The organism is Dietzia lutea (genome assembly GCF_003096075.1).
In the GTDB taxonomy this organism is placed as follows: domain Bacteria; phylum Actinomycetota; class Actinomycetes; order Mycobacteriales; family Mycobacteriaceae; genus Dietzia; species Dietzia lutea.
Map to the genome: position 1 here is coordinate 2,505,755 of NZ_CP015449.1, position 13,134 is coordinate 2,518,888.

General features: G+C 75.9%; 11 protein-coding genes. 6 read left to right on the forward strand and 5 right to left on the reverse strand.

Annotation, left to right across the window (positions count from 1 at the left end; translation table 11 throughout):
* Window positions 1–20: 20 nt before the first annotated feature.
* On the forward strand, window positions 21–1,541 hold the full coding sequence (gene eccD, locus A6035_RS11410; protein ID WP_108847881.1) for a type VII secretion integral membrane protein EccD: 1,521 nt from the start codon (window positions 21–23) through the stop codon (window positions 1,539–1,541).
* Complete coding sequence (mycP, locus tag A6035_RS11415; RefSeq protein WP_108847882.1) at window positions 1,538–3,010, forward strand: type VII secretion-associated serine protease mycosin; 1,473 nt, start codon at window positions 1,538–1,540, stop codon at window positions 3,008–3,010. Before eccD ends, mycP begins: the two co-directional genes overlap by 4 nt.
* A gap of 80 nt (window positions 3,011–3,090) precedes the next feature.
* Here mycP and eccB read toward each other — a convergent pair whose 3' ends face one another.
* On the reverse strand, window positions 3,091–4,545 hold the full coding sequence (gene eccB / locus A6035_RS11420; protein WP_108847883.1) for a type VII secretion protein EccB: 1,455 nt from the start codon (window positions 4,543–4,545) through the stop codon (window positions 3,091–3,093).
* A 151-nt stretch (window positions 4,546–4,696) separates the two neighbouring features.
* Here eccB and A6035_RS11425 point away from each other — a divergent pair, with 151 nt between their 5' ends.
* On the forward strand, window positions 4,697–6,358 hold the full coding sequence (locus tag A6035_RS11425; protein WP_108847884.1) for a type VII secretion protein EccE: 1,662 nt from the start codon (window positions 4,697–4,699) through the stop codon (window positions 6,356–6,358).
* On the opposite strand, the gene A6035_RS11430 is transcribed toward A6035_RS11425, so the two are convergent.
* Window positions 6,312–7,397: a DUF695 domain-containing protein gene (locus tag A6035_RS11430; RefSeq protein WP_108847885.1), complete on the reverse strand. Its 1,086-nt coding sequence runs from the start codon at window positions 7,395–7,397 to the stop codon at window positions 6,312–6,314. The two genes, A6035_RS11425 and A6035_RS11430, sit on opposite strands and share 47 nt — an antisense overlap.
* Window positions 7,398–7,551: 154 nt before the next feature.
* Here A6035_RS11430 and A6035_RS11435 point away from each other — a divergent pair, with 154 nt between their 5' ends.
* Both A6035_RS11435 and A6035_RS11440 read left to right on the forward strand, forming a co-directional pair.
* Window positions 7,552–8,652 carry an NAD(P)H-binding protein gene (locus A6035_RS11435; protein WP_167400725.1) on the forward strand — a complete coding sequence of 367 codons (1,101 nt, stop codon included), beginning with the start codon at window positions 7,552–7,554 and terminating at the stop codon, window positions 8,650–8,652.
* Window positions 8,649–9,368 carry a CPBP family intramembrane glutamic endopeptidase gene (locus A6035_RS11440; protein WP_244192418.1) on the forward strand — a complete coding sequence of 240 codons (720 nt, stop codon included), beginning with the start codon at window positions 8,649–8,651 and terminating at the stop codon, window positions 9,366–9,368. Before A6035_RS11435 ends, A6035_RS11440 begins: the two co-directional genes overlap by 4 nt.
* A 34-nt stretch (window positions 9,369–9,402) precedes the next feature.
* Here A6035_RS11440 and truA read toward each other — a convergent pair whose 3' ends face one another.
* Complete coding sequence (truA, locus tag A6035_RS11445) at window positions 9,403–10,290, reverse strand: tRNA pseudouridine(38-40) synthase TruA (protein WP_108847888.1); 888 nt, start codon at window positions 10,288–10,290, stop codon at window positions 9,403–9,405.
* Between the two features lie 236 nt (window positions 10,291–10,526).
* Between truA and A6035_RS11450 the strand changes: the two genes are divergently transcribed.
* Entirely contained in the window at window positions 10,527–11,384 is an 858-nt protein-coding gene (locus A6035_RS11450; protein WP_244192419.1) for an SGNH/GDSL hydrolase family protein, read from the forward strand.
* A 74-nt stretch (window positions 11,385–11,458) separates the two neighbouring features.
* Here the strand turns inward: A6035_RS11450 and rplQ are convergent, their stop codons facing one another.
* Both rplQ and A6035_RS11460 read right to left on the reverse strand, forming a co-directional pair.
* Window positions 11,459–12,049 (reverse strand): 50S ribosomal protein L17, encoded by a 591-nt coding sequence (gene rplQ / locus A6035_RS11455; protein WP_108847890.1) that lies wholly within the window; start codon window positions 12,047–12,049, stop codon window positions 11,459–11,461.
* A 34-nt stretch (window positions 12,050–12,083) separates the two neighbouring features.
* The gene (locus A6035_RS11460) at window positions 12,084–13,118 is read right to left on the reverse strand and encodes a DNA-directed RNA polymerase subunit alpha (RefSeq protein WP_007628082.1); all 1,035 of its coding nucleotides are present in this window, start codon (window positions 13,116–13,118) and stop codon (window positions 12,084–12,086) included.
* Window positions 13,119–13,134 lie beyond the last annotated feature (16 nt).

Consider the following 13,134-nt stretch of genomic DNA (forward strand, 5'->3'; position numbering starts at 1 on the left):
GCGAGCGGGAGGTCGGCGAGATGTCGGCGGACAGTGAGATCAGGGGCGTCGCCGCGGGCGTCGAACCCCTGGACCAGCGCCGGGTGTCGGTGGTGTGCCGCTCCACCCGCGTGGACCTGAGTCTGCCCGCCCACCTCGAGCTGGTCGCGGTGATCCCGGAGGTCGTGGACCTCGTCCGTGACCACATCCGCGCGGTCGCGGGCCCGGCGTCGGGGGTGGACGTCGACGCCCGGATGGGCGGCGGCACCGGCGGGTCCTGGCAGCTGTCCCGACTGGCCGGCGGCCCGCTGGCCGTGTCGGAGACCCTCGCCCAGCAGCGCGTCCACGACGGCGAGATCCTCGTGCTGGACCACCGCCCGGTGCCGACGCCCGCCCCACTGTTCGACGACGTCCTGCAGGGACTGACCGAGCCGGACGTGGCCCGCTCCGCCTCGTGGGACCGTCGTGACGCGGTCACCACCGCGACCGCCGCGACCGCTGTCGTGGCGGTCGCCGCCGCGGTGGCGGCGACCCGGCAGTGGTGGCTCGACGGCGGGCTCACGACCCCGCTGGTGTCGTTGCTGCTCGCGCTGCTCGGCCTGGCCGCGGTCCTCGCCCTGCGTCGCGCCTCCGTGCACGGGTTCGCGGACGCCGTCGCGGGTGCGTGTGCGGTGGGCTTCACGGTGCTCGCGGGGTCCACCGTGGGTGGCCCTCCCGTCGGCGCCGGGCACCTCCTGGGCGGGCTCACGGCCGGGGCGGTCCTCGCCGGGGTGCTGCGGTCGACCGTCTTCCGCCCGGGGCCGGTCCACGGCTACGACACCGCCGCCGGGTACCTCGCGGCGTGCGTGGCGCTCGCGACGGGCGCGGTCGGTGCGCTCGTGGCGGCGACGACCCGCACGCCGGCCCCCGCGGTGGGCGCCGGCGCAGTGCTCGTCGGGCTCCTCCTGCTCACCGCGGCCCCGCGGATCGCCGTCTGGGCCGCCCGCATCCCCATCCCTCCGGTGCCCGCCCCGGGCGAGGACGTCGAGGCCGGCGACCTCGAGGACATCGACCACGACGTGCGTGGTCGCGCCCGCGGTCCCCTGCCCACGCCGGACGTGTTGCGGCACCGGTTCCTCACCTCGCGGTCCTGGCTCACCGGCCTGCTGGCCGCGGCGGGGGCGGTCTGCACCGCCGGGTCGCTGACGTCTCTGACCGGCGACAGCGACAGCACCCGCTGGTCGGCTCCGCTGGCGCTGGTCCTCATCGTCGTGCTGGTGCTGCGCGGACTGGGCTACGCCGACCGGGTCCACACCGCCGTGCTGCTGATCTCGGCGCTCGTGCTGACCGCCGGCGTGCTGGTGGGCGCGGGCGTGACCGTCGACTCGCCGGTGGGGGTCGTCGTCCCGGCCGCGGTGGCCGTCGCCGCGGCGGTCGTCGTGGCCGCGTCGGTCCTGCCGCACGTCGACCTCTCCCCCGGCGCGCTCCGGGCCGTGGGGGTGGTCGAGGCCGTCGCCCTCTGCGCGATCGTCCCCCTCGCGGTGGGCGCCATGGAGGTCTACTCCCTCGTCCGCCAGCGATGACGGACCCGGGACCGGCCGCCGCGCGCCCCACCCTCGGCCACCGTGCCACCCGTGCCTTCCGGCGGATTGCGGCCACGGCAACCGTGGCCGCGGTGGTGGCCGGTCAGCTGCTCGCCCACCCGGCGGGGACGCCCGCCGCGTCCGCGGTGGAGCGCCCGTCAATCGACGGCCCGGTCCCCGAGGGCTCGGGGCTGGACTCCGGGCCCCTGCGCCTGGACGGCCCGTGCCGCACCACCGCCGCCGTCCTCGACCCGACCGCCCCGCCCGCCTCGGCGACCGCCGCCGAGCTGGCCGACGCGTGGATCCACGGCCGCGGGGAGGGCCAGGTCGTGGCCGTCATCGACACCGGGGTCAACCCCGGGCCGCGGCTGCCGCGGGTCCGCGGGGCCGGTGACGTGGTGCCCGGCCGGGACGGCACGGAGGACTGTGACGCCCACGGCACGCTCGTGGCCGGGGTGCTCGCGGCCACCGAGGACACCGCCGGGCACTCGGGCATCGCGCCCGGCGTCGAGATCGTCTCTATCCGCCAGTCCAGCAGCGTCCTCCGCGCCGAGAGCCCCGGCCCCGGCGGTCCGACGGTCGGCGCCGGGGTCGGCACCCTGTCCACCCTCGCCCGGTCGATCCGGGCCGCCGTCGACGCCGGCGCCGGGGTCATCAACATCTCGGAGGTCGCCTGCGTCCCCGCGGGCACCGTGCTCGCCGACGCCACCCTCGGCGGCGCGATCCGCTACGCCGCCGTCGACCACGACGTCGTGGTGGTCGCCGCCGCCGGGAACGTCGGCGAGGCGTGCGGCGAACAGAACCCGCCCGCCACCGACCCGTCCGCACCGGGCGCCGACGGCTGGGACGACGTCCTCACGATCGCCTCCCCCGCCTGGTACGACGACCACGTGCTCACCGTCGGCGGCGTCGACGCGGACGGCGCCCCCGCGGAGTTCTCGCTGCGCGGCCCGTGGGTGGACGTCGCCGCGCCCGCCGTGGGGCTGCGGTCCGTGGGCGCCGACGGCGCGGGCGTGTCCGACTTCGTCGTGGCCGGCGACGGCTCGCGCACCCCGATCAGCGGCACCAGCTTCGCCGCGCCGTTCGTCGCCGGCACCGCCGCGCTCGTCCGTCAGGCCCACCCCGGGCTCACCGCGCGCCAGGTGATCGCCAGGATCGAGGACACCGCGATCCCCGCCGCGGGCGGGCACGACCACGCGATCGGCCACGGGGTGGTGGACCCGGTGGCCGCCGTGACCGGCGTCCGCAGAGCCGGCCGGCCCGCCCCGTCGACCACCACGATCGCCGCTCCCCCGCCCGATTCCGGCCCACCGGGTGCGGGCGCCGGCGCGGGCGTGGCGGCGGGCGCGCTGGCCCTGGGGGCGATCGCCCTCGTCGTCGTCACCCTGCTCGGGTCCCGCGACACCGGGCCGGACCGTCACAGGCCCCGCGACACCGGGCCGGGCGGCACCAGGCGCCGCGCCGACTGACCTCGCCCCACCGCCCGTCGCGGGCCACCGCCCGTCGCGGCCACCTCCCGTCGCGGGCTTTCGCCCGCCACACGCCCGGGTCAGCCCGTCGTGTCGTCCTGTCCCGCCAGCGCCAGATCCGAGCCGTCCCGGGCGACCAGCGCCGATCCGCGGTCCAGGCGCGGCCCGGCCGGGAGGCGGTCGAGGATCGCGGTGTCCACCGGCACCGGCGCGCCACCCAGGCCGAGCACCGCGGCGGTCGGCGCGTCGGGGACGTCGAACCGCACCCCCGTGTCGGCCACGATCGTCGTGACCGCGCTGCGGGTCGTCGTGCCCCGTCCCGTCGCCGCGACGAGCAGCCCGCCGCCCGGCACGCCCACCGCGTCGACCGCCGGGCCCCCGCCGTCGGCGCCGGCCACCGCCCGGGCCTCCCCGGGGCCGGGAGCCGGCGCGCCCGCCACCAGGGACACCCGGCGCGCGGCCGGGCCCGGCCCGCCCGCGTCGCGCACGCACAACACCGGGGAGGCGGACGTCTCGAGCACCGTCGGGCGCTCGCCGGGGTAGGCCTCCACATCCAGTGCCACCGACCGCGGTACGGCCATCCGGTCCGGCGGCACCTGCGCGACCGCCCCGACCGTCGCGGTGGAGCGGATCACGTCGGCGAGCACCGGACCGACCTCCTGCACGCCGTCGGCCAGCGCGACATGGGTCCGCGTCCCCGTGGCCGTCTCCACGGTGAACACCTGACCGATTCGCAGCCCGTCGAGTCCGTAGTCGACCGGCTCGCCCGCCATCTCGATCACCGGCCGGCGCACCGGGTCAACCTCCGGCAGCGGGTCCACCAGGGCCGCCGTGACCGGACGCGGGTCGACCCCGCCGAGGCCGAGGATCTCCAGCAGGTCGCCGTCGCCGAGGTCGATGCGCGCGCGGGTGCCGTCGCGGAGCAGCCAGCCGGTGCCGTCCTGGTCCGCCAGCACGATCTCGTCCGGGCCCGTCTCGCGACCGGGCGCGGCCCCGACGTCCGCGTCCTCCCGCGCGACGATGCTCGTGCCGGTCACGCGCGGGCGTCCGCGATCGGCGTCGGCGACCTCGTCGCACACCGTCCACGACACGGCGGCCGCCGCCTCGGCGTCCCGGTGACCGGGTAGCGCCGACGGCGCGCCGGGGATGCCGAGCAGGCCGCCGCGCGGGGTGCCGGCGAGGTCGTCGTCGCGCACGGTCCGCGGCTCCGCGGGCTCGCCCAGCACGAGGCGCGCGGACGCGAGGTTGAGCACGGGGTGCACGGTCTGACCGGCCCGCACGTACATCTGCCCGGAGTCCCGCCCGACCATGATCGTCGTGCTCCCGACGTCCGGGGCCGGGTCGAGCAGGGCCAGCACCGCGGCACCGGCCACGCCGAGGACCGCCGCGACCACGCCCACCGTCAGCCCCGTCGACTGACGTCTCAGCGGGTCGTGCAGCATCCGGACGTCCTGGGAGACCACGGCGTGGCGGGCCCGGCGGGCGAGGAAACGGTGGCCGTCCACCTGCGCCCGGGTCGTCGGCTTGAGCGGCACCGGCGCGGCCCCCTTTCCACGGATGTGGCGCCCCCGCAGCCGGGGGCACCGGGGGTAGGGTACGCCAGGATCCGGCCCCCGTGGCCGGTCATCCGGGGGCGCCGTCCGCACGCGCCCGAGGGCTCGCGACAGGCGTGAAGGGGGCGCGTGGATGACGGCGGTTCCCACCCTGGCCGGGCTCGCCGCCGCGATCGTCGCGACGGTCGTTCTCACCGTGGTCTGCCCGCCGCAGGCGCAGCCGTGGGCCCAGTTCGTGGCGGTCGTGCTCGTCGCCGCCGTGATCACCGCGCGGCGCAGCGGCCGCCCGGTGCTGGCGCGCCCGCGGGCCGCGCGTCGGCGTCCCGTCGACGTGGTGGACCTCGTCGCCCCGGATCGCTCCCCCGTCGGATGTGTGGAGGGCGAGCGGGTGGTGACGACCGCCGTGGAGATCTCGGCCGGCGCGCTCGTGACCACCGAGGTGGGGCGGGACGACCCGGCCGACCACCGCGGCGTCCGCCTCCCGTTGGCGGTGGTGGCGCGCCAGCTCGAGCAGGGCGGGGTGCGCCTCGAGGGGATCGACGTGGTGGTCGACGGTCGCCGCGCCGCGACGGGTGACGACGGCGAGGTGTACGACGCGCTCGTCGGCCCGCTCGCGCTGATCTCGCACCGACGCGTCCACCTGCTGCTGCGGTTCGACCTCGCACTGCTCGCGCTGGGGCCCGCCGGACGGGCCGACGGCTCGCTGGAGCAGGTGGTCACGGTGGCCACCGAGCGGCTGCGCCGGTCGCTCGTGCATCACGGGGTGCCGTGTCGGGTCCTCGACGCGGCCGAACTCGCCGACCTCTACCTGGACGCCGAGGGGGACCCCGGGCCGGGCGTCGGGGTGGTGGTGCGCCCGTCCGCCGACCCGAGGGCGGTGATCGACGGGCTCACCACCGTGCGGGCCGCGCGCGTCACCGAGGTGCTCCGCCTGCGGCGCGTGGGGGGTCGCGACGACGTGGTGGACGTGGCGACCACCGTGGGCCTGACCGGCGTGGCCGTCGGGGCGGTGGGCGGGGAGGCGGTCGCCGCGGAGGCGGTGGCCGAGCGTATATCGCCACTCATCGCAGACACCTGTCATCGGCTGCCGTCGGCGGGCGTCCTGCCCGTTCCCGGCGAGGAGATGCCCGTGGCCGTCGCCGGGTCGCTGGTCCGGCGACGTGTCGACGACCTCGCCGTCCTCGCCCCGCCGGCGCACGGCTGCGGCCAGATCCTCGGCGCGACGCGCACCGGGGGCGCGGCGGCGGTCCAGCTGGCCGGCCCGCACCTGCGGTCGGTCCTGCTCGCCGCGCGACCCGCGGTCTGCCGACAGGTCGCCTTCCGCGCGGTCGCGGCCGGGTACCGGGTCGCCGTGGTCACCGACGTCCCCGACCGGTGGCGGCCACTGACCGCGATCGGCGACGAGTCCCGCTACCGGATCGTCGACCCCGACGCCTCCGACGCGGGAGCCCCGGTCGACGCCGTGATGTGGGATGTGGACGGCCCGTTGACCGAGGGGCGCATCGACGCCCTCGCCGGACCGGGCGGACCGGACGTCACCCCGCCCACCGTCATCCGGGTCGACGCCGACTGGGAGCTGCGGGGCGAGCGGTACGCGGACACCGCGGCCCCGCCGGACCTCGTGCTGGACGGGCGGATCGACGGGTGGATCTCGGTCGAGCCGCGCGCGGGCGAGTCCCGCCGCGTCTCGGTGGTGGCCGGGCCCGGCGAGGAGGCGTTCGTCGGCCCCCTCAGCGTGCCGGGCGAGCTCACACCCGCAGGTGCTGCACCTTCCGCCAGCCCGGGTCATCCGTGACGGTCACCGTCACCTCGCCCTGATCCCAGCCCGACGCCGCCACCCGCAGCTGCTCGTGGGCGGGGGTCGTGGAGTCGACGTAGAAGTGCAGCAGACGGCGCCCGTCGCAGCTCTCCGCCCCCACGCACTCGCCGTTGCCCTCGAGGCGCTCGACGAGGTGGTCCTCGAGGTCCCGCAGGCCGGGCAGCGAGCGCGAGCCGGGCAGTCCCCCGTCCTCGACGTCCGTGTACGGCACGTGGACGGCGACGTGGCGGTCGAACTCCGGCGCCGACAGGGCGACCAGCGGGACGCGGACGACGGCCACGAGCGGGCCCCGGTCGGTGTCCCCGTGGAGGATCTGCCATGCCGGCTCGCCCAGCTCGTCGGTGTTGTCCGCGGCGAGCTCACGCAGGATCTGGGGCAGGTCGGCGAGCGGCACCGCGTCGACGCCGGGCGCGGTGGCGTTGGCCCTGATGAGCCCGACCCACGTCTCCACCTGCTCCTCGCCGCACAGGGCGTCCAGCAGGAGGTAGGCGGCGATCGACGAATCGGCCCCGGTCAGCGCGGTGAACGCCGGGTGGTGCACCGTGACGTCGGCCCGGGACAGCCCCAGGTCCACCACGACCTCGGCGTCGTCGAACCCCAACCGGTGGTCGCGGAAGTACATCGCGCAGCCCCTGACCGGCTCACGCAGGTCGGCGAACGACCACGTCTCGTCGGCCCGCGGCGCGGCGGCCAACCACCGACGGGCGGCGCCCCGCAACTCGGGCACTCCCGCCGCGGTGACGGTCAGCCGGTGGGGCACGTCCTCGCAGCCCGGGACGAACTCCCACGACAGGCCCGGGTCGATGGCCTCGATGAGCGAACTGATCTCCGGGACCACCCGCCCGGTGTCGCCGGAGTCGATCGCCGCGGTGGCCCGGCGCCTGCCGTCGGCGGACCACCAGCGCCAGAAGGTGGTGATGGCCCGGTCCGATCGCAGGCGGGCCGTCTCGATGCGCACGCCGGAGAAGTCCAGCGATCGCGAGAGCTGCCGGGGTCGAGCCGCGCGAATCGCCATGTGTTCTCCTCCCGTGGCCGCGGTCCGTGGGTGCGTGTCTCCCCCAGTATCCGGATAACCCGCCGATCGCGCCCGCGCCGACACACCCGGACAGGTCAGAAGGCTGATCGCGGAGCGGGTGCGGCGGGACGGCGACGGTGGCAGGGTCGGGACCATGACCTCCTCCCAGGACCTGGCCGGGTTGTCCTCCGGAGCGCCGCACGGCCGGCGGGTGCTCGTGATCGGCGCGACCGGGTACATCGGATCGCGGCTCGTACCCCGGCTCGTCGCGGGCGGCGCCGAGGTCTCGGTGCTCGCGCGCACCCCCGCCAGGCTCGACGACGTGCCGTGGCGGGACGAGGTGACCGTGCGCTCCGGCGGACTCGGGGACACCGACGCGCTGCTCGCGGCGTTGCGCGAGGTGGACGTGGCCTGCCACCTCGTGCACTCGATGGGCGACTCGGAGGACTTCGCCCGCGAGGAGCGCGAGACCACCGAGGCGTTCGTCCGCGCCGCCGAGGAGGCGGGCGTCGAGCGCATCGTGCACCTGTCCGGGCTGCACCCCGAGGACGACGACGACCTGTCCCCGCACCTGCGCTCGCGCGCCGAGGTGGCGGACGTCATGCTCGCCTCCTCCGTGCCGGCGCTCGTGATCCGGGCCGGGGTGGTGATCGGGTCGGGCTCGGCGTCGTTCGAGATGATCCGGCACCTCTCCACCCGGCTCCCGGCGATGGTCACGCCCAGGTGGGTGCACAACCGTATCCAGCCGATCGCCGTGCGCGACGTGGTCCGCTACCTGTCCGCCGCCACGGCGTGCCCGCTCGAGGGCGACCTCGCGGGCGGCCGCGCGATCGACGTGGGCGCACCCGACGTGCTCACCTACGGCGAGATGATGCAGGTCTTCGCCGAGGAGGCGGGCCTGCGTCGTCGCCTCATGGTCCCGGTGCCCGTGCTCACCCCCGAACTGTCGGCACTGTGGATGGGCCTGGTCACCCCGCTCGACCGCGGCCTCGCCGGGCCGCTGGTCGAGTCACTGCGTTGCGAGGCCGTGGTGGGCGTCGACGACGCCGACGAGGTGCTCGGTCCTCCGCCGGGCGGGCGCACGACCTACCGCGACGCCCTGCGTGAGGCGCTCCGGGTCCCGCACGGTCCGGCGCGTCCGCCCCTGTGGGAGGGCGCGGATCCGCTCGGCGATCCCGCGCGACTGCTGCCGTCCGACGCCGACTGGGCCGGGGTCCGCCCGCCCACCCTCGGGCGCACGCGCTCCCGGCCGTGACGTCCGGACAGCGGGACCGGGACACGCCCGCCGGCCGCTACCTGCGGGCGCTGCGGACCGGTGACATGGACACCGCGCCGTCGCACCCGTCCCGGCGGCGCGTCCTCGTCGTCGTCGTCACCCTCGTCGTCGGCGCGGCGGTGGGCGCGTGGGCGCTCCGGATCCCCGCCGGGGACGCCCTCTTCTACCCCGCCACCGCCCTCCTCGCCGCGGTGTGGCTGACCGGCGCGTTCGCCTCGGGGCCGATCCGGGTGGGGTGCGAACCGTACCGCCCGCGCCGGCCGGTGCTGTCCTCGGTGCTCACGGCCGCCGCGCTCGCTCTGGTGTTCTGCCTGGGGGCCCTCGTCGTGGCGCGCATCGAATCACTCCGCGACCCGGTCGACGCTCTCCTCGCCCACGCGACCGTGGGGAACCTCGCGCTCGTCGCGGTCCTCACGGCGGTCAACGGGGTCGCCGAGGAGTGCTTCCACCGCGGCGCGGTGTACTCGGCGGCCTCACGCGTCCGGCCGGTCCTCACCACCACCGTCGTGTACGCCGCTGTCACGGCCACCGCGGGGATCCCCCTGCTGGCGCTCGCGGCCGTCATCGTGGGTGTCGTGACGGCGCTCCAGCGGCGCGCCACCGGCGGCGTCCTGGGGCCGGCGATCACGCACGTCGCGTGGTCGATGGTGATGTTGTTCGCGCTCGGCCCGATCCTCGACGCCGCGCGGGCCTGATCCCCGCAGGACCCCGCCGCGCCGCCCTGCGCGGCTATCCTCCGCAGCACCCCGCCGCGCCGCCGCCCGGGCCCGGCCGCACCTCGCGCGTGACGAGGTTGCGCGCGGCGAGCTCGTCGTCGGCCGGGTAGTCGACGCCGATCAGCGACAACCCGCACGCGGGCGCCACGGGGACCGCGGAGGACCGCTCGGTCTCGGCCAGCAGACCGCTGATCCACTCGAGGCTGCGCCGCCCCTCCCCCACGGCCATCACGGCGCCCACGAGGCTGCGGACCATCGACCAGCAGAACGCGTCCGCGCTCACCGACGCCGTCCACACCTCGGTCGCACCGGGCGCGTCGGCGCCGCGCGGGTCCGGCTCGGTGCGCCACTCGAAGCGCTGCAGCTCCCGGATGGTGGTGGCGCCCTCCCGGCGGCGGCAGAACGCGGCGAAGTCGTGCAAGCCCAGCAGTCGCTCCGAGGCCGCGCGCACCGCCTCGAGGTCCGCGGTGCGGGTCCACGCCGCCGTGTCGCGGGCGCGGGTGGGTTCGGCGCCCCACGGCGCGGTGGTGAGGCGGTACTCGTAGTGTCGGCGCAGGGCGGAGAAGCGGGCGTCGAACTCGTCCGGCACCCATCGGGCGTCCATCACCGCGATGTCCGCGGGCAGCAGCCGTGCGAGCCTGCGGACCAGCGCCTCGGGGCGCCCGTCCAGCGAGCGCTGGTCGAGCCAGGCCGGGTCCACGTCGAGGTGGCAGACCTGCGCGCGGGCGTGCACCCCGGCGTCGGTGCGTCCGGCGACGGTCAGCACGACGGGGTGGCGCAGGACCGTGCCGAGTTCGCCCTCGAGCACCCCGCACACCGTCCGCAGCCCGGGCTGGCGCGCCCACCCGGAGAAGTCGGTGCCGTCGTAGGCGACGTCGAGGCGAATCCGGCGGGTGCTCACGGCCTACAGACGCTAGACCACGCCCGCGCGCGACCGCCACACCAGCCCGCCGCCGCCCCGTCCGGCACGATGGGCCCATGTCGTCGTCGCCGTCCTCACCGTCGTCCCCGTCCCCGTCCCGACAGGGGTCGGGGCCGTCCGCCCCGTCGGTCCCTCCCCCGCACCGCGCGACACGTGGCCGTTCACACCGCGCCGCGCGCGGCCGCCCACACAACGCCGCGCTCCTCGCCGCCGGCGTGGCCGTCGCCCTCGCGCTGGGGGCCTGTTCCGGGGGCGACGACGACGAGGCCCCGCCCGCCGCGTCCCCTCCCGCGCCCACCGACACCGCGGAACGGCCCGGTCCCGACGTGACCCGGTACGTGGCCCTCGGCGACTCGTTCGCCGCCCTGGGGCCGACCGACGCCCCCACGAGCGGGCCGGAGGCGTGCCTGCGCTCCACCCGCAACTACCCGTCCCTGCTCGCCGGCGACATCGGGCCGGGCGAGTTCGTCGACGCCACCTGCGGCGGCGCGCGGACGGTCGACATGACCGCGCCCCAGATCCCCGAGACCCCGCCGCAGTTCGACGCCCTCACCGCCGACACGGACCTGGTGACGCTGTCGATCGGCGGCAACGACATCGGGTTCGGCGACATCGTGGGCTGCGTGGTGCGGGCACCCCGCGTCGCCGACGGGGCGCCCTGCCGCGAGCGGCTGGACGTGGTCACCTCGGACGCGTTGGCGGGGCTGCCGGGCCGACTGGACGCCGTCTACGCCGGCATCCGGGAGCGCTCACCCGACGCCCGGATCGTCACCACCGCGTACCTCCCGCTGGTTCCCGAGCACGGCGGCTGCGACTTCGTGGAGCGGATGAGCCCGGGTGACGTGGACTGGAGCCGGTCCGTCACCGAGCGGATCAACCGGGTCGTCGTGGACGCGGCAGACCGCGCCGGCGCCGAGGCGGTCCTGCCCGACGACGCCGCGAGCCGCAATGCCTGCGCGCCGGTGGCGGAGCGCTACACCGACTTCACCGGCATCGAGACCGCCTCGCACCCGATGCACCCCACGGCCGCCGGGCACCGGGCGATGGCCGAGGCTGTCGCTGACGTGCTCTGACCGGTGGCGCATACGACGAGGGCCCCGTCTCCGCGGGTGCGGTGACGGGGCCCTGCATCTGGAGCCGGAGTGGATCAGGCCTTGTCGGCGTCCGAACCCTCCGCGTGGGTCGCGTCCTCGGACACGGCCTCGGCGGTCTCCTCGGCGGCGTCCACCCGGGCGTCGTCGGCGGCCTCGACCTGGTCGGCGATCGGGCTGTTGGCCTCGGCCTCGGCGGTCACGTCATCGGTCGACTCGGTGGCGGCGGGTGCAGCGGCGGCCTTGGAGGCGGCGGCGCGGGTGGCGCGGGAGGCCTCGGCGGAGGCGAGCTCCTCGGTGACGAGCGCGATCATCGCCATGGGCGCGTTGTCGCCCTTGCGGTTCTCGAGCTTGACGATCCGGGTGTAGCCGCCGTCGCGGTTGGCCGCGCGCGGGCCGATCTCGGCGAACAGCTTGTGCAGGACGTCCTTGTCGCGGATGACCTTGGCGGCCTCACGACGGTCGGCCAGCGTGCCGCGGCGGGCCTTGGTGATGAGCTTCTCCGCGTAGGGGCGCAGCAGCTTCGCCTTGGTCTCCGTGGTGCGGATGGCATCGTGCTCGAACAGCTGGGTGGCCAGGTTCGAGAGGATGAGCCGCTGGTGGGCGGCGGATCCGCCGAGGCGGGCGCCCTTCTTGGGCTTGGGCATCAGATTCTCCTAGGAATGGTGTTCCGGGCGCTCGTCAGAGCTGCTCGGTCTCGGCGTAATCCTCGCCGCCCTCGTCGGTCCACGTCCCGGTCTCGGCGTCGTAGCCGGCGACCGAGGCGGGATCGAATCCGGGGGGCGCGTCCTTGAGCGACAGGCCCAGCTCGACGAGCTTGACCTTGACCTCGTCGATCGACTTCTGGCCGAAGTTGCGGATGTCGAGCAGGTCCGACTCGCTGCGCGCCACGAGCTCGCCCACCGTGTGGACGCCCTCGCGCTTGAGGCAGTTGTAGGACCGGACCGACAGGTCCAGGTCGTCGATGGGCATGCCGTAGGCGGCGATGTGGTCGGCCTCGGCCGGGCTGGGCCCGATCTCGATGCCCTCCGCCTCCTCGTTGAGCTCACGGGCGAGACCGAAGAGCTCGACGAGGGTCTTACCGGCGGACGCCAGGGCGTCCCGGGCGGTCATCGAGTTCTTGGTCTCGACGTCCAGGACCAGGCGGTCGAAGTCGGTGCGCTGGTGCACACGGGTGGCCTCGACCTTGTAGGTCACCTTGAGGACGGGCGAGTAGATCGAGTCGACCGGGATCCGGCCGATCTCGTGGCCCGCGTCCTTGTTGAGCCCGGCGGGCACGTAGCCACGGCCACGCTCGACGACCAGCTCGATCTCCAGACGGCCCTTCTCGTTGAGAGTGGCGATGTGCAGGTCCGGATTGTGCACCTCGACGCCGGCGGGCGGGACGATGTCACCGGCGGTGACGGCGCCCGGGCCCTGCTTCTTGAGGTACATGGTGACCGGCTCGTCCTCGACGGACGAGACGACCAGGCCCTTGAGGTTGAGGATGATGTCGGTGACATCCTCCTTGACACCCGGCACGGTGGTGAACTCGTGCAGGACGCCCTCGATGCGGATGCTGGTCACGGCCGCGCCCGGGATGGACGACAGCAGCGTGCGCCGCAGCGAGTTGCCGATGGTGTAGCCGAAACCGGGCTCGAGGGGCTCGAGCACGAACCGCGAGCGGTTCTCGGAGACGACCTCCTCGGTGAGGGTGGGCCGCTGGGAGATGAGCATGTGCTACCTCTTTCGA

Excerpts from the sequence above, each read along its gene's own strand:
- A6035_RS11425 (WP_108847884.1), top strand. The coding sequence starts at position 4,697 with ATGACGGCGGTTCCCACCCTGGCCGGGCTCGCCGCCGCGATCGTCGCG.
- mycP (WP_108847882.1), top strand. The coding sequence starts at position 1,538 with ATGACGGACCCGGGACCGGCCGCCGCGCGCCCCACCCTCGGCCACCGT.
- eccD (WP_108847881.1), top strand. The coding sequence starts at position 21 with ATGTCGGCGGACAGTGAGATCAGGGGCGTCGCCGCGGGCGTCGAACCC.
- rplQ (WP_108847890.1), bottom strand. The coding sequence starts at position 12,049 with ATGCCCAAGCCCAAGAAGGGCGCCCGCCTCGGCGGATCCGCCGCCCAC.
- A6035_RS11435 (WP_167400725.1), top strand. The coding sequence starts at position 7,552 with ATGACCTCCTCCCAGGACCTGGCCGGGTTGTCCTCCGGAGCGCCGCAC.
- A6035_RS11460 (WP_007628082.1), bottom strand. The coding sequence starts at position 13,118 with ATGCTCATCTCCCAGCGGCCCACCCTCACCGAGGAGGTCGTCTCCGAG.
- A6035_RS11430 (WP_108847885.1), bottom strand. The coding sequence starts at position 7,397 with ATGGCGATTCGCGCGGCTCGACCCCGGCAGCTCTCGCGATCGCTGGAC.